At 48.8% G+C, this 17,115-nt stretch carries 13 protein-coding genes; 5 read left to right on the top strand and 8 right to left on the bottom strand.

Going from position 1 to position 17,115, the window contains the following annotated elements:
- The first annotated feature begins 276 nt into the window (after window positions 1-276).
- On the top strand, window positions 277-1,668 hold the full coding sequence (locus AACQ93_RS06225; RefSeq protein WP_064602926.1) for an L-cystine transporter: 1,392 nt from the start codon (window positions 277-279) through the stop codon (window positions 1,666-1,668).
- Window positions 1,669-1,809: 141 nt separating this feature from the next.
- Here AACQ93_RS06225 and kdsB read toward each other — a convergent pair whose 3' ends face one another.
- The 5 genes from kdsB to AACQ93_RS06200 form a co-directional block, all read right to left on the bottom strand.
- The gene (kdsB, locus tag AACQ93_RS06220; protein ID WP_007462148.1) at window positions 1,810-2,556 is read right to left on the bottom strand and encodes a 3-deoxy-manno-octulosonate cytidylyltransferase; all 747 of its coding nucleotides are present in this window, start codon (window positions 2,554-2,556) and stop codon (window positions 1,810-1,812) included.
- The gene (locus tag AACQ93_RS06215) at window positions 2,556-2,735 is read right to left on the bottom strand and encodes a Trm112 family protein (protein ID WP_007462146.1); all 180 of its coding nucleotides are present in this window, start codon (window positions 2,733-2,735) and stop codon (window positions 2,556-2,558) included. The genes kdsB and AACQ93_RS06215 overlap by 1 nt, the downstream gene beginning before the upstream one ends.
- Window positions 2,716-3,732 (bottom strand): tetraacyldisaccharide 4'-kinase, encoded by a 1,017-nt coding sequence (lpxK, locus tag AACQ93_RS06210; protein ID WP_064606523.1) that lies wholly within the window; start codon window positions 3,730-3,732, stop codon window positions 2,716-2,718. Before lpxK ends, AACQ93_RS06215 begins: the two co-directional genes overlap by 20 nt.
- 12 nt (window positions 3,733-3,744) lie before the next feature.
- Window positions 3,745-5,502, bottom strand: a complete 1,758-nt coding sequence (gene msbA / locus AACQ93_RS06205) for a lipid A ABC transporter ATP-binding protein/permease MsbA (RefSeq protein WP_064602924.1) — start codon at window positions 5,500-5,502, stop codon at window positions 3,745-3,747.
- A 111-nt stretch (window positions 5,503-5,613) separates the two neighbouring features.
- Window positions 5,614-7,932 carry a DNA internalization-related competence protein ComEC/Rec2 gene (locus tag AACQ93_RS06200; protein WP_064602922.1) on the bottom strand — a complete coding sequence of 773 codons (2,319 nt, stop codon included), beginning with the start codon at window positions 7,930-7,932 and terminating at the stop codon, window positions 5,614-5,616.
- 32 nt (window positions 7,933-7,964) lie between these two features.
- Between AACQ93_RS06200 and AACQ93_RS06195 the strand changes: the two genes are divergently transcribed.
- Window positions 7,965-8,474, top strand: a complete 510-nt coding sequence (locus AACQ93_RS06195) for a DUF2062 domain-containing protein (protein ID WP_007462137.1) — start codon at window positions 7,965-7,967, stop codon at window positions 8,472-8,474.
- A gap of 238 nt (window positions 8,475-8,712) precedes the next feature.
- Here AACQ93_RS06195 and lolE read toward each other — a convergent pair whose 3' ends face one another.
- The 3 genes from lolE to lolC are packed head-to-tail and all read right to left on the bottom strand — an operon-like array spanning window position 8,713 to window position 11,847.
- On the bottom strand, window positions 8,713-9,957 hold the full coding sequence (lolE, locus tag AACQ93_RS06190; RefSeq protein ID WP_064602920.1) for a lipoprotein-releasing ABC transporter permease subunit LolE: 1,245 nt from the start codon (window positions 9,955-9,957) through the stop codon (window positions 8,713-8,715).
- Entirely contained in the window at window positions 9,957-10,646 is a 690-nt protein-coding gene (gene lolD / locus AACQ93_RS06185) for a lipoprotein-releasing ABC transporter ATP-binding protein LolD (RefSeq protein WP_064602918.1), read from the bottom strand. The genes lolE and lolD overlap by 1 nt, the downstream gene beginning before the upstream one ends.
- Window positions 10,639-11,847: a lipoprotein-releasing ABC transporter permease subunit LolC gene (lolC, locus tag AACQ93_RS06180; protein ID WP_064602915.1), complete on the bottom strand. Its 1,209-nt coding sequence runs from the start codon at window positions 11,845-11,847 to the stop codon at window positions 10,639-10,641. Before lolC ends, lolD begins: the two co-directional genes overlap by 8 nt.
- A gap of 189 nt (window positions 11,848-12,036) precedes the next feature.
- On the opposite strand from lolC, the gene AACQ93_RS06175 reads away from it, so the two are divergent.
- Genes AACQ93_RS06175 through AACQ93_RS06165 form a run of 3 tightly spaced genes read left to right on the top strand, consistent with a single transcriptional unit; the run spans window position 12,037 to window position 16,961 of the window.
- A complete protein-coding gene (locus AACQ93_RS06175) occupies window positions 12,037-12,609 on the top strand; it encodes a hypothetical protein (RefSeq protein ID WP_064602913.1) in 573 nt (190 codons plus the stop codon).
- 6 nt (window positions 12,610-12,615) lie between these two features.
- Window positions 12,616-16,071, top strand: coding sequence for a transcription-repair coupling factor (gene mfd / locus AACQ93_RS06170; protein ID WP_064602911.1), 3,456 nt, complete (start codon window positions 12,616-12,618; stop codon window positions 16,069-16,071).
- 29 nt (window positions 16,072-16,100) lie between these two features.
- Entirely contained in the window at window positions 16,101-16,961 is an 861-nt protein-coding gene (locus AACQ93_RS06165; protein ID WP_064602909.1) for a peptidoglycan binding protein CsiV, read from the top strand.
- Window positions 16,962-17,115: the final 154 nt, after the last annotated feature.

The following is a 17,115-nucleotide window of genomic DNA, read 5'->3' as shown; positions in this document are numbered from 1 at the left end:
TCCCAGCATTCAGAAACGCATTCGACAACCATTCCAACCCGCAAACCATCTGCCAGCTATACCCGAAGCGTATAAAGCCTGAGTAAAACATCATCGCAATGAACACTCCTTAAGCCTTATTCTAAATCGTTTTATCATGTTCGATTTTTGTATAGTTGTCGGGAGTGAAAACCATTTCCATTCCATTTGTCTGACTTTATTATCAGCTACTCATAACCAAACACGTCAAAAACGGATTTTTCTGGCTGCAAAACATACAGTTATCGGTTGCTCAACATGATGTATCTAATAATAAATCTCGCGCTATTCGCCCTTCTTATCGGTTTTCTGTTCAAACAACAAAAAGCAGAACTCACACTATCCAAAAGAGTCTTTACCAGTCTTGGTTTAGGCGTCATCTTTGGTGCTGGCCTGCAATTTTTCTATGGTGGCGGAAGCAAGGCAATTGCTGACACCTTGGAATACGTCAACGTTGTTGGTGCAGGTTATGTCAGCCTGCTGAAAATGATCATAATGCCGCTGATTACCGTTTCGATCATAGGCGCCATAATTAAAGTGAAGGACTCCGGTTCACTGGGTAAAATTTCCGGTCTAAGCATTGGCATCCTGCTGGCCACAACTGCGGCATCAGCTCTGATTGGTATTCTAATCAGTAACCTGTTTGCCCTGTCTGCAGACGGCATCGTTCAGGGTGCCCGTGAAATCGCCCGTGGTGAAGTACTGGAGACTCGCCTTGTCAGTGTTGAAAGCCTTTCTTTTGCCGACATGATCATATCTTTCTTCCCTGGTAACCCGTTTGCTGATCTGGCTGGCAGCCGTCCGACATCCACTATTGCTGTTGTCATCTTCTCCGCATTTATCGGTGTGGCAGGCCTGACTGTTATCCGCACTCAGCCTGAGCTTGGCCAGAGTTTCGAGAAATTCATTACTGTTGCCCAAGAAGTCGTCCGTACCCTGGTACGCATGGTACTGAGCCTAACACCTTATGGTGTACTGGCACTGATGACTAAAGTAGTGGCAGGTTCCAATTATGACGACATCCTTGAGCTGATTAACTTTGTTGTCGCTTCTTATGTCGGCCTCGGCTTAATCCTGCTGATGCATCTGGTATTGGTAGCATTCGTTGGTGTTAACCCGTTGCGTTACCTGAACAAGATCCTGCCGGTACTAACATTTGCGTTCACCTCACGCTCTAGTGCAGGAACAATTCCGCTGAATATCGAAACTCAGGTGAAAAAACTGGGTAACGGTGAAGGGGTAGCCAACTTCTCTGCTTCCTTTGGTGCGACCATGGGTCAAAATGGTTGTGCCGGTTTATATCCGGCAATGCTTGCGGTAATGATCGCGCCGACCATCGGCATTAACCCTCTAGATCCGGGCTTCATGGCGACACTAATTGCTGTCGTTACTATCAGCTCATTCGGCATCGCTGGCGTCGGTGGCGGTGCAACCTTCGCAGCCCTGATTGTTCTGTCGGCACTGGATATGCCTGTTGCACTGGCTGGTTTGCTGATTTCTATCGAGCCATTGATTGATATGGGTCGTACCGCGATTAATGTCAGCGGCGCAATGACAGCCGGAACTATCACTTCCCGCCTGCTAGGCGAAGCTGATAAAGGTATCTTTGACTCTGAGAAGGATGTCGAAAGCAAAAACGCCAACGCATAACCAACATCAGTAGGCCGTTATAAAAACGAAAAGCCACCAAATCATCATGGTGGCTTTTTAGTTGACTCATTAAGCTTTTAACTAACAAAGGGGCTGATATCGCTATCAGCCCCTTTATGAATTTAATATCCGAAACTTAGCTTAGCCGATAAGTTCGCGAACTTTTTCCAGGTCTTCCGGCGTATCAACACCGGCAGGCGGTGCATCAATCGCAACTTCAACATGAATTTTCTCGCCATACCAAAGCACACGTAGCTGCTCCAGCGCTTCGATTTTCTCCAGCGCACTCGGTTCCCAATTAATATAGGTATTAATAAAACCGGCACGATAAGCATAAATACCGATATGGCGCATCAGGTTATGATGAATTTCCTGAGGTCGCTTAGCAAAGTTATCACGATCCCAAGGAATTGATGCACGACTGAAGTACAAGGCATAACCGTTTTTGTCGGTAACAACTTTTACGGCATTAGGGTTAAACACTTCATCAGCATGATCAATTTCAACCGCCAGTGTCGCCATCGGCGCATCATTATGAGCCAGGTTATCGGCAACCTGACGAATGATTGTATCAGGGATCAACGGCTCATCACCTTGAACGTTAACCACGATCTGATCGTCTGCTAACTGGTATTTCTCAACCACTTCAGCCAGGCGCTCTGTGCCCGACTCATGGTCATCACGGGTCATGCAGACTTCACCACCGAAACTCTTCACCGCGTCAGCAATGCGCTGGTCATCAGTCGCTACAATCACCTGCTCTGCACCAGCTTTACTCGCTTGTTCATAAACCCACTGAATCATCGGCTTGCCGCCGATATCCGCTAGTGGTTTACCCGGCAGGCGCGAAGACTGGTAGCGCGCAGGGATGATAACCGTAAATGACATTATTTCACCTCGTCACAACTTAGTGTGCGTGCTTCTGGTTCAAGCAAAACCGGAATGCCATCCTTGATCGGATAAGCCAGACGGTCAAATTTGCATACCAGTTCACCTTTGTCTTTATCGTAGTTCAGCTTGCCTTTACAAACCGGACAAGCCACGATTTCAAGCAGACGATGATCCATATTCTTCCTTTACCTCAATAATCCGATTAATAATGGCTTCAGCTTCAGGTTGTGGTAACACGGCATCAACCGGCAGATACCACCAGTCAGGCTGAGCGAAAGTGTGGCATTTCACCGCATCTTTCTCTGTCATTACTAAATGCTGCCCTTTAAGGGCCAATTGTTTTAGTTCTTGCTCGGAGAATGCCTGATGATCAGCAAACGACTGACAGACAACAGGTGTAACTCCCAACGATTCAAGAGTGTTGAAAAAGCGAGGCGGATGACCGATGCCGGCCATCGCGACAACATCTTTAAGTTCAGAGACCGCTTTACGTTCTCCGGTCACCAGATTAATAAGCGGTGACGGCTGAAGCTGCATTCGGGCTTCGCCCTTTTGAGCTTCGCCACCGTTACAGATCAGAAAATCCACGTCTAACAAACGATCACAGGATTCACGAAGCGGCCCCATTGGAATAAGCTGTTGGTTACCAAAACGGCGCTGACCGTCAATAACCACAATTTCAATATCGCGCTCAAGCGCGTAATGCTGCAAACCATCGTCGGTTATAATGACATCAACATCCTGCTCCAAAAGCAGCTTCACGGCTTCAGCCCGTTTCGGTGATACCGCAACGGGCGCACCAGTTCGTCGACGGATCAGCACTGGCTCATCACCGGCTTGAGCTGTTGAGGTATCGTTGTTAACCGGGAAAGGATAGTAAGGTGCCTTGCCACCATAACCACGGGATACCACCCCTGGCTTGAGCCCTTTTGCCTGCAACTGCTCTACAAGCCAGACCACAACCGGGGTCTTACCGTTACCGCCAGCCGTAATATTTCCGACAACAATAACCGGAACCGGTGCACGATAAGCTGCTTTCTTACCGCTTTGATATTGCTGACGACGGCGACGGCTGATCAAACCAAACAGCTTGCTCAGCGGCCACAAAACAGGATTCAGCACCACCCCGGCCGGGTGGCGCTCAAACCAGATTTTTTCAATAAGCGAAGCCATCATTCACCAATCTTATTCACCGAACTGAATGCGATGCAGCTGCGCATAGGCACCGTCAAGAGCCAACAGATCAGAATGAATACCACGCTCGATGATTTCACCTTCATCAACAACCAAAATCTGATCCGCGTTTTCAATCGTCGACAGACGGTGAGCGATCACCAACACGGTACGATCTTTTTGCAGTTCATCCAGCGCCGACTGAATCGCACGTTCTGATTCCGTATCCAGTGCAGATGTTGCCTCATCCAGAATCAGGATTGGCGCATCACGCAGCAGGGCTCGGGCGATAGCAATACGCTGTCGCTGACCACCGGACAGGCTGACACCGTTCTCACCGATCATAGTATCAAGACCATGTTCCATGTTTTCAACAAAGTCCATTGCATAGGCCAGTTCTGCCGCCTTTTCGATCTCGGCTCGGCTATATTTTTCACCGCTCGCATAAGCGATGTTGTTAGCAATGGTATCGTTAAACAAGTGAACGTTTTGCGAAACTACCGCCACCTGCTCACGCAGATTCGACAACTTGTAGTCATACAGGTCACGACCATCAATGGTGATATTCCCGGAATCAACGTCATAAAAACGGGTCAGCAGGCTGGCAATGGTACTTTTACCGGAACCAGAACGTCCGACGAGAGCCAGAGTCTTACCGGCAGGCAATGACAAACTAACGTTACGTAACGCAGGTGTATCTTTAGTCGGGTAGGTAAACGTCACATCTTTAACTTCGACATCACCTTTAACACGCTCAACAGCATGTGTACCGCGATCTTTTTCAGTTTCCAGTTCCATCAGGCCAAACAACGTCTGGCAGGCAGCCATACCACGCTGGAACTGTGATGTTACGTTGGTGAGAGCCTTCAGTGGACGCATCAGACCGAACATAGAACCGAAAATCAGAGCAAATGTACCCGGTGTCAGGTCACTGCGCAGAGTGTCAGTATTTGCCAACACCAACACCACAACCAATGCCAGTGAAGCAATAACCTGAATCACAGGGTTAGCAATGGCCTGCGCCGATACCAATTTCATGGTCTGCTGGCGCATACGGTTACTCACCTGATCAAAACGTTCTTTCTCGACTTGCTGGCCACCATAGCTCAGTACCACCTTATGGCCTTTTAGCATCTGCTCTGCGGAAGAAGTTACAGAGCCCATGGCATCTTGCATGTTTTTCGAGATTTTACGAAAACGCTTCGATACAACACGAATAGAAACCGCAACAACAGGCGCAATGATCAGCAAAATGGCAGACAGCTGCCAGCTGTTCCAGAACATAATGGCCATCAAAGCAATAATGCTGGCACCTTCTCGAACAAGACTTACCAGCGCACCACTGGTTGCTGATGCAACCTGCTCTGAATCATAGGTGATGCGAGACAGCAACTTACCTGATGATTCTTTATCAAAGAAGCTGACCGGCATTTTCATGAAGTGATTGAACATCTGGCGGCGCAATGTCATTACAACATTACCAGATACCCAAGACAGGCAGTAAGCAGATACAAAGCTACTGATGCCGCGTACGATCATCAGAATAAGCAAGTAAATTGGCATCATTGCCAAGAAATTGGATTCAAGCGCATCCAATCCCCCAAAACTTTCATCCATCAATGGCTTAATCATCGACAGCATGAGTGCGTCACTAGCGGCGTTAATGACAAGTGCCACTACTGCAACGCCAAGGCCAGCTTTATACAAGCTGATTGAAGGCCACAAGCGTTTAAACGTTTCCCAAGTGGATTGATCTGTAGGTTGTGTCATGGAAACCAGTTTTTCTGAAAGACAATTCTACACATTCTACTCGCATAGTGCCGATGCACCAAATAAGTTACCGCATCGATTTTTCGAGCAGCCTAATAATTAAGCAATTTCTCAGTTTTTCTGACTGAACAGCTCTCTGTACCAACTGTTTTTTATATCCTGACGATACCGTAACACCTCCAGCTTTCCCGGTTTAACATCAACCCTAACCTGCCCAGTATCTGACGTAGCCAGCCATATCGCCTGCTTATCAAGGTAGCGCTGACGAATATCCGGTGACGGCAAATGCCAAGGGTTATAACGCGCAACAGACACTAAGGCATAACGAGGGGACATCCCTTTAAGCCAGGTCGCTGTCGACGATGTTCGGCTGCCATGGTGAGGAACAAATAAAATATCGGGATTGAGATCAGGCTCCAGTTGAGCCAACAGTAGTTCAGAAATGGCATCAATATCGCCGGTAAGCAATGCGGACGTTGGAGCTGCCGGATTGATAAGTCTGTCACTGACTTCGATAACACAAGAATGAGGATTCGCAGCCCGCGAAACCAGTTTCGGAGGCCATAACACGCGAAAATCTAGTTGTTGCCATTGCCAGTGTTCACCTCTGATACAAGGCGCAAAACCATCACGACGATCACTGCTACGCTTCCACTCCGGACGCATTCTTTCAATGATATCCTGAGTACCTCCGGCATGGTCACTATCGGCATGACTGAGAATCAAACCATCAAGCCGAGTAATACCATAGCTCAACAAAACCGGTTCAATTACCGCGGTGGCAATGCTGCCCTGTTGCCAGCGGTTACCTGTATCGTAAAGTACGGCAGTCCCGTTACGCCGAACTACTACGGCAAGACCATGACCGACATCCAGCATTTCCAACTGCCAGCCCTCTTCACCTAAAAGCTTCTTCTGCTCCGAAACAGGCCCCCCTTGCCAGCACACTACAGTGAGTATCAAAACAAAGTGCAAAGCACAGAACCGACGCAATGGCAAAAACCACATTACAAACAAACATCCCACAACGCCTAAAAGGTAAGACCCCAACGTAGACGAAATATCCCACCACGCGCCCGAAGCCAGTTCAGCTAATAACATAACTGGTACAAGGGAATAATCCGCCAAAGTCCAGAAGAAAACAGAAACAGATGACAACCCTGATCCTGCTATTGCCGCTAAAACGAAGGGAACTGTCAGGATACTAACTAAAGGAACAGCAAAGTAATTAATCAACGGGGCCAATAACGAAACCCCGCCGAACCATTGCCACTGCAAAGGCAACATCATCACCAACAAGACTAACTGCACTTGTAGTAACAGACGTAATCTTGCCCTGCACAATTGCGACCATGTTTGCTCTGAGTGATGCAAAAGACGCATGCCACTAGCACCGGCGAAATAAAGAATGAAGACAGCAGAAAACGACAGCCAGAAACTGGCTGAATAGGAACCTAAGGGATTCACACAAAGGCAGACAACCAACGCCGTCAGCCAAATCTGCCAGCCGGGCCATTGCACCTTCATTCGTAACAGCCCCATCACTATTGTACTCATCAACAGCGCCCGCAGGGTCGGCAAGCTGAAACCCGCCAACCAGGCGTATCCCAGAGCGAACAACAAACCAAGCCACAATGGTAACCAATTAATCATGCACCATTCCGGCATCGTTCCACGGAGTATGCATCCCAGCCACCAGCCGCACAACAAGGCAAGTCCAATATGCAGTCCGGATATTGCCATTAGATGGGCAAGCCCGCTGTCACGAAGTCGAAGCCAGTCTTGGTTATCTAATCCGTCGCGATAACCAAATCCTAAAGCTAATAGATAAGACTGATACTGCAACCCGTCCGTTAACTGAACCGCCTGATCAAATATCTTCTGCCGGAAAGACGGTTGTGATCTATCATTCAACCTGACTCCGGATATCACAATGCCTTTGCCATGAATTCCGTTACCGACATAGTACTGCTCAGCATCAAAGCCCGCCTGATTAACCCTGCCATACGGACGTCGCAACCTTACACTCAATTGCCATGTTTCACCCTGTTTCATGACGGTAGCATCGGACCACTCAAGGCGTACTTTAATAGGAAGGCTGCGCGAAGAAGAACTGTGTTCAATTGACAACACATTAAAATTAAAAGAAGTCGTTGGAATGTCAGCATTTAATAGGCTGCTAACTTTACCAACTATGGTAATATTTCCGCGCTCATTTGGTATAGCCTGAACAGCATGGGTGTAACAGCTTGCTCCAATCTTCGCCACAAGGGTTCCTAAGACGACCCAGATCAAGACGTTGAAACGGAAAAAATACGAAACTACACCACCTATCATTAAGGCTGTAATGAACCAAATATAATCTGGAATAAACTGCCAGAAATGAAGCGATAAGATCCCTAATGCAATACCGGCTGCGACTCTGTTCATTGTCGCCATGCCTTTACATAAAAGAAACAACAATGCCAAGACATGTAATTAAACGCTTCCTGCCCAGTCATGAAGTCATCAAGCGCCAGAAAGCGCTGAAGATTTTCGGCAACGTGCTTTATAACCCCAACCTGTGGTGCCTTAACCGCCGTTCGGCTTCGGGCGCGTTCGCAGTGGGCCTTTTTATGGCATTTGTTCCGTTGCCCAGCCAGATGATTATGGCAGCTGGCCTTGCTATTTTGTTCAGCGTTAATCTGCCTTTGTCGGTTTGCCTGGTATGGGTGAGTAACCCGGTAACCATGCCGGTTCTGTTTTACGGCGCCTATAAAATCGGAGCCTGGCTGATGCATACTCCCCACCAACCTTTTCACTTTGAACTTTCCTGGGAGTTTTTGCTGCATCAGATGAGCCAAATCGGTCCTCCTTTCCTTCTTGGCTGTGCAGTATGTGCGGTAACTTGTGGCCTGGTTGGTTACTTCGGTATTCGCGGGCTCTGGCGATACTCAGTAGTAAGAAGCTGGAACAAAAGAAAATTCCGCTAAACAGGATCAAAAAAACCTCGCTTATGCGAGGTTTTTTATTGCCTTTCAACCAGCATATCAATCGTCAGAATAACTCTGAATCAAAGAGTGGAAGTCAGCTAACAAGCTAAAGATGGGATGTAGAACCAAAACTCCACTTAACTGGAAACCACATCACATCCCTAACAAAGCCGACACTGAACAGCAGCTTCATGCAACCACTACTTCCACATAACCTTCACTGGTTATCCCAGATTGATTATTTAGCACTGAGGACTTGAGCAGGTTGCAGAGCACTTGCCCGTCTTGCAGGATACCAGGTTGCCAACAGGCTCAACACAACCGCTGTTGCCGTCACGATTGCAACGTCATGAACAGCCAGCTCTGTCGGCAAAAAGTCCACGAAGTAAATATCGCCGGAAAGGAACTGGTGACCGATAAGGTTTTCCAGCCCTTTAATCAACCCCGTCAAGTTTATTGCCACTAACGAGCCTAATACTGAACCCAGAACGCTACCGACAACCCCGGACAAAATGCCGTGCCAGATGAAGATCGCTTTCACTAACCCATCACCGGCACCCATCGTACGTAAAATGGCGATATCAGCAGCACGGTCTTTTACCGCCATCATTAGCGTCGAGACGATGTTAAAACACGCCACGCCAATCACCAGCACCATCACCAAGTACATAATGGTTCGTACCATCTGGATATCACGGTAAAGGTAACCGTATTTCTGAGTCCAACTTTTCAGATAAACATAGACAGGAAGGGTAAAACCGACTTCTCTTACGATCGCCGGCGCTTCAAGGACATTATCAACATTAATTGAAATCCCGGATATACCTTGCCCCATCGACAGATACTGCTGCGCATCAGCCATCGGAATAAGAGCAAAGTTATGGTCAATCTGGCCACCCAGAGCCAGCAAACCGGCGACCTGCAGTCGAATACGGTGCGGAGCCTTTAGTTTCAGGCTCGGATCCGGATTAGGGATCATTGCCGTGATCCAATCACCTTCAGTAATACCCAGCTTGTCGGCCACACCTTGACCCAAAATAATTTGCTTACTTCCAGCAGAAAGCTGCTGCCAGGCATCACCCAGAATATAATCAGGCAAGGCACTGACTTTTCGCTCCTGTTCAGGGTTTACTCCTCGCACCTCAACGGCTTTCAGGTTGCTCCCCTTTTCCAACAGAGCAGTAAATCGAACATAAGGGGCCGCAGCTTTCACTCTAGGATGTAACTGTACAGTTTTCAGCACCGGCTCCCAGTCAGTAAACGGCGGTTTTACCGCTTCAAGTTCACCATGCGGGATCACCGACAATACCCGATTCTGCAACTCACGCTCAAAACCGTTCATGGCCGATAAACCGATAATGATCACCGCCACTCCGACGGCAATCCCCAGCGTTGATGAAATCGAGATAAACGACACCATCCGGTTGCGCTGTTTGGCCCGGCTGAAACGACTGCCGATAAACAGAGACAGAGGTCGGAACATCAGGCTACCTCCACCCGCTCAAGAATACCGTCCTGCATGTGCATACAACGATCCAGCTTACCCGCCAGTTCATTGTCATGAGTCACCACCAAAAATGCAGTTCCGGACTCACGGTTAAGCTTGCGCATCAAATCATAGATCTCATGTGCTGTTTTATGGTCCAGGTTACCTGTCGGCTCATCCGCCAACACCAGCGCTGGTTTGTTTACCAGTGCTCGGGCAATAGCAACACGCTGTCGTTCACCGCCACTCAGCTCTGACGGACGATGTTCGAAACGATGGCTCAGGCCCACCTGCTCAAGCATACTCTGCGCTTGTGAGCGAGCTTTATCCGTAGCCACGCCACCGATCAGCAACGGCATAGCCACATTTTCCACTGCACTGAAATCAGCCAGCAGGTGATGGAACTGGTATACAAAGCCGATATCCTTATTACGAATTTTGGCCTGCTTGTTAGCACTCATCGCATTCAGCTTCTGTCCTTTAAAGAACACTTCACCATCAGTCGGTGTATCCAGTGCGCCAAGCAAATGCAGCAAAGTACTCTTTCCGGAACCGGAAGCCCCAACAATGCCAACCAGCTCACCGTCATTAATACTGAAACCAACCTCTTTCAACACCTCTGTTTCAAGCTGAGCTTCGCGATATACCTTACGAAGACCATGACAAACTAATAACGAATTATTCATAACGAAGTGCCTCAGCAGGACGAACAGATGCCGCGCGATAAGAAGGAAAAACAGTTGCCAGCAAACTCAATAAAATTGCACCGGCAATAACAAAGAAAACTTGCAGAGGTTCAACAACCACAGGCAGTGAACCACCAATCATCAGCAGTTGCACTCCCAGCACTGACAGAATGGAATTAAGGTTAAAGGCGACAAGCGTACCCAGCAGACCGCCGGCTAATGCACCAATGACGCCACTGCTGGCCCCCTGGACCATAAAGACCATCAGCACCTGCCCTCGGGTCATTCCCTGAGTTTTTAAGATGGCCACTTCGGCCTGCTTCTCCATTACCACCATAATCAGGGCGGAAATGATATTAAAAGCAGCTACACCGATGATCAGCCCCAGCATCAACCCCATCATGTTCTTTTCCATTTTCACAGCCTGGAACAGTTCACCGCGTTGCTCTCGCCAGTCAGACCATACCCAACCACCATCAAGCGGCTGATTTGCCAGCTCAGTGACCACAAAAGGATCATCGACAAACAAGCGCCAACCGGTAATCTCGCCCGACTTGTAACGCAACAGTCTGCCTGCATCGGTAATATTAGTGAGGATCAATTGCTTATCGACATCCGAGCCGGTATTGAACATGCCTTCAACCACAAAATTACGCTGGCTCGGCATCCGTCCCAACGGAGTATACTGACTGGCACTGGTCACCATCAGTCGAATTTTATCGCCAACGTTAACTCCTAACTGAGCAGCTAACGACTGCCCTAAAATTACGCGATAGCTACCTGGAGTCAGATTAGCCAGTTCACCACGGGTAATGTGATAACCAACGGGCTCAAAACCGTCAGGATCAACACCTAACAACATACCCGCTGATAATGATGAGGCACTCTGTAATACCGTTTCACTGCGTGTTAATGGTGTTACCGCCAGCACATGTGGTAATTGAGTAAGAGAAGCGGGCGACTCAGATTCAAATGCCACCCGCCCTTCAGGCTGTGACACTACGGCCTGTGGCAATACGCCGAGAATCCGCTCCTTTAACTGCTGTTCAAAGCCGTTCATTACCGAAAGCACAGTCACTAACGACAGTACACCGATAGTGATACCCGCCGTAGACATATAAGAGACAAACCGACTGAAGCGATCCCCTGAGCGGCCCCGTAAATAGCGCAGACCGATAAAAAATGAGACTGGATGAAACATAAACGAGGTCGAAACCATCCTATTCAAAACTGCTCGCAAGAATACCCGTTGCCGCTCTTAATTACCATCCGATGGCGTAAAACTAATGTAAAAACAGAGGGTAAAATAAGCACAGTTTCCGTGCTGCGCTTGCTCGAAGGCGATGGGTAAGTGATAATCGAAGAATAGTTAATTTATGAAGAGTATGACATGGAACAGGATGAGTATTTTTCAGTCCAGTATGGGCTAACCATCAATGTGGAACTGCTCGGCAAAAATGAACAGCTACCTGATGACCTGGCGTTTAACCAGGAAATTCCGCCTCTGTTCCGTGTCGCCCGCGAGTGCTCCAGCCTGGATGATAGCGTTGATCAGTCGCTTAGCAAGCTAACTAAAGAAGAAAGCAAACCGCTGCTCAACTACCTGACGGCTCAGAACAATAAGATCAACTTATTGCTATCGTATGTGTTATCGCAACAGAATGACCCGACGAAACGTTACATTACCCGTACTTTTGGTGCCAGCCGTCTGAGCTTTTTGTCTAAAGCTGCTTTTCCGGTCGGCAGTATTGTCCGGGTTAAGCTATTTTTGGATAAGCCGTCAGCAGCCGTTTACTGTTATGCAGCCGTAACGGGTTGCCAGGTTCGGGGCAAATACTATGAAGTGGCACTCTCATACAAACGCCTGCTGGAAGATGACAGGGATCTGCTAATTCGTGCAGCCCTATATGTACAACAGAAATTACTGCGCCAACGCGCCCAGCAGCGAACTGATACTCAATAAATTCTCATGAAATCAAATCTTCTACTTTCTCTGCCATTACCGAATAAACAGGGAGAAAGCCGCTTTATCGGTAATGTGTCAGGCGCAGCCCTGGCCTTATCTGTCGCGGAGCTTTCACAATCCCACCAGGGCCCGGTACTTGCTGTTGTTCCCGACACCCAGACAGCACTTCGCCTGCAGCCGGAAATCACCCAGTTTACTGATGTCGAAGTTAATGTATTCCCGGATTGGGAAACCCTCCCTTACGACAGTTTTTCTCCGCACCAGGACATTATTTCTGAGCGACTGTCTCGACTTTACCGTCTTCCGACACAAAAAGACGGCATCATTCTGGTTCCGATTAGCACCCTGTTACAGCGTCTGACACCACGTGAGTTTATCCATCAACATGCACTGATTGTCTCCAACGGTGATCGCCTGTCACTGGACAAGCTGCGCCTACAGTTGGAAGCATCCGGTTATCGTCACGTGGATCAGGTAATGGAGCATGGTGAATACGCCAGCCGCGGCTCACTACTTGACCTGTTCCCTATGGGCAGCGACCAGCCATACCGTATTGATTTCTTTGATGATGAAGTAGATTCAATTCGCCAGTTTGAACCGGAAACCCAACGTTCAACCGGAGAGATTGACAACATCCACCTGCTGCCGGCTCATGAATTTCCGACAAATGAAATAGCAGTAGAAAGCTTCCGTATGCGCTGGCGCGAACGATTCGAGGCTCGTCGGGAACCGGAATCCATCTACCAGCAGGTCAGCAAACGAACCTGGCCGGCTGGTATCGAGTACTGGCAGCCGCTGTTTTTTGACCAGACAGAAACCCTGTTTGACTATCTGCCGGATACCAGCCTGCTGGTAACTATCGGCGAGTTGGAGCCTGCAGTTGATCACTTCCTGACCGATGCTGAATACCGCTATGACCAACGCCGGGTCGATCTGCTGCGCCCACTGCTCCCACCTCGGGATTTATGGCTGACTAAAGAAGAGATGTTTGCAGGCTTCAAGACCCTGCCACAGGTACGGATCCGCCGAGATGCTGAGCCAGAAAAAGCCGGTCGCTACAACCCTGAGCTTGAGCCGGTTCCGACTCTGGCCATCAATCATCAGCTAAAAGAACCTCTGGCTGAACTTCGCCGTTTTTCTGAACAGTTCAACGGCCAGATCATTTTCTCGGTTGCCTCTGAAGGCCGCCGTGAAGCAATGCTGGATTTGCTGGCTCGAATCAAGCTGCGCCCGATGGTCTGCGATAACCTTTATGAAGCTGCAAACAATCCGTCCAAATTTACGCTGGTAATCGGTGCAGCAGAACAGGGCTTCATTCTGAAAAATCCTGCTGTCGCCTTTATCTGTGAAAGCGATCTGTTAGGTGAGCGTATTGTTCAGCGCCGCCGTCGCAACGACAAGAAAACCGTCAATACCGACACCATCATTCGTAACCTGGCAGAGCTGCAAGTTGGCCAGCCAGTGGTACATATTGATCACGGTATCGGCCGTTATCAAGGGCTGCAAACGCTGGAAGCCGGCGGCATCAAAACAGAATATGTGACCCTTGAATATCAGAACGGCGCCAAACTATACGTACCGGTAGCCTCGCTACACCTGATCAGCCGCTATTCCGGCGGTGCCGAAGAAACTGCCCCAATCCATAAGCTTGGTGGTGAAGCCTGGGCTAAAACACGAAGAAAAGCGGCGGAGAAAGTCCGTGATGTCGCTGCTGAACTGCTGGATGTCTACGCTAAGCGCGAGATGAAACCGGGCCACAAATTTAAATTAGATCGTGAAGCCTATGCAGACTTCTGTACCAGCTTCCCGTTCGAAGAAACCCATGACCAGGCCCTGGCCATCAATGCTGTGCTATCTGATATGTGCCAAGCTAAAGCCATGGACCGACTGGTCTGTGGTGACGTTGGCTTCGGTAAAACAGAAGTGGCGATGCGCGCAGCCTTTGTGACCGTCGATAATAGCAAACAGGTGACTGTACTAGTTCCTACAACCCTGCTGGCACAACAGCACTTTGAGAACTTCCGTGATCGCTTTGCCAATACGCCAGTCCGGGTTGAAGTACTTTCCCGATTCAAGACCGCCAAAGAGCAAAAGCAGATCCTTGCTGATGTAGCCGAAGGTAAAATCGATATCCTTATCGGTACTCATAAGCTACTCAATGCTTCAGTCAATTACCATGATCTTGGCTTACTCATCGTCGACGAAGAACACCGCTTCGGTGTACGTCAGAAAGAGAAAATCAAAGCTATTCGTGCTGACGTCGATATCCTGACCCTGACCGCAACTCCTATCCCACGTACGTTGAATATGGCTATGAGCGGAATGCGCGATCTGTCGATTATTGCGACACCGCCAGCCCGCCGTCTGGCAATCAAAACTTTCGTCCGTGAAAAAGACGACATGCTGGTGCGCGAAGCTGCTCTGCGTGAAATCATGCGTGGCGGTCAGGTGTACTTCCTTCACAATGATGTCGAATCCATTGAGAAAACAGCTGAAGATTTAGCCAAACTGGTTCCGGAAGCCCGGGTCACCTTTGCCCACGGGCAAATGCGTGAGCGCGAGCTGGAAAAAATCATGGGTGATTTCTACCACCAGCGCTACAACCTGCTGGTGTGTACCACCATTATTGAAACCGGTATCGATGTTCCGACAGCCAACACCATTATCATCAACCGTGCCGATAACCTCGGCCTGGCCCAGCTGCACCAACTTCGTGGCCGGGTTGGCCGCTCACACCATCAGGCATATGCGTACCTGCTAACACCGCATCCTAAGCGAATGACAAAAGATGCAGTTAAGCGCCTTGAAGCTATTGCCTCACTCGAAGATCTGGGTGCAGGTTTCACTCTGGCGACCCACGACCTTGAGATCCGGGGCGCAGGTGAGCTGCTTGGTGATGAACAAAGTGGACAGATTCAGTCAGTTGGCTTTACCCTGTTTATGGAAATGCTTGAACAGGCTGTTGAAGCACTGAAAGAAGGCAAAGAACCGTCTCTGGATGATCTGCTGCGCCAGCAGACTGAAATAGAATTGCGAATGCCGGCATTGCTGCCAGATTCTTATATTCCAGATATCAGCACTCGCCTGTCACTTTATAAGCGCATTGCCAGCGCAAATAATGAAGATGCGCTTAATGAGCTGAAAGTCGAGCTTATTGACCGCTTCGGCCTGCTGCCGGAGGCAACAACCAATCTTCTGACAGTCAATAAACTAAAAATGAAAGCAGCCGGTCTAGGTATTCGCCGTATTGAAGCCGGCGAAAAAGGCGGTTATGTTGAATTTACACAGAACGCAGCAATCGACCCTGGTTTTCTGGTCAACCTGCTGCAAACACAACCGCAGCATTACCGGATGGATGGCCCGACCAAGCTGAAACTGATGGCACCAATGAGTGATCGCAAGCAGCGAGTTAAGTATGTTGACGGCCTTTTAACAAATCTGACAGAAAACGCTCTATAATTGATGGCACCAAAGTGCGGAGTATTATCTTGAAAAAACTGATTTATTTGCTGCTCTTAGCCATTAGCTGGCCAAGCCTGGCAGCACGACAATTCGATATCGAAGTGATCCTGTTCAAACGTAACATTGAACCTGCGCAGATCAGCGAGTCGTGGCCGGATCAACCCAAGCCTATCAATATGAAAGGCACGATTTCATTTGGCGACGAGCAAACACTGGCAGCAAAAGGGATCACACTGATGCCGCCTTCGCAGTACCAGTTAACGCCGCAATACAACAATCTGCGCAACCACGCCGGATTTACGCCGCTGGCGCATTTTGGCTGGCGACAGGGCGACTTGAGCAAAGCAATCGCACCTAAGTTTTACATTTCGGCGGGTAAGGACTTCTCTGCGCAATATTTGCCTGATGGCAGCTCTAAGGCGTCAATGATTCAAAGTCCAGCCTCTATTGAAGCTCCAGTATCTGAAGTAGCAGAAATGACAGAGGAAAGCGGCATTGTTGTTACCACTGACAACCAAACAGAAGCGCCAGCTGTTGCTGAAGAAACTCAGATTACACTGGAATCACCACTGTACGAGCTGGAAGGAAAGATTCGAGTTTATGTTCAGCACTACCTGTTTACCGAAGCTGAGCTGGATCTACGTGAACCAGGTCGTCGTGAGGTGATTGTTGGGGCTGAACCGCTTGATATGGAAACAGACCTGCTCACCGACAGCAGCAATGTTCAGATCGGTCATCTTCAGGAAGTGAAGAAAAAAGTTGAGGTTGAGGAATTCCTAAAATCTTACCGCCTTGATCAGAAACGTCGTATGCGCAGTGGCGAAACCCATTACTTCGATCACCCACTGATGGGCATGGTTGTCCAAATCCGACGTATCGACGGCTAATCACCGCTTTTATCGTTATGACAAAGGCTGCCACCCGGCAGCCTTTGTTTTATTTACCTGTGCCCCGTCACACACTCTCTTCACAAATGCATCAGACGCCTGTTGTTGACACATCGGTGACACACTAAGCTGTATGAGCCAGCTTCATCCAAAT

It is taken from the genome of Photobacterium sp. J15, assembly GCF_963870815.1.
In the GTDB taxonomy this organism is placed as follows: Bacteria; Pseudomonadota; Gammaproteobacteria; order Enterobacterales; family Vibrionaceae; genus Photobacterium; species Photobacterium marinum.
This window is presented reverse-complemented; position numbering and strand designations above follow the sequence as displayed.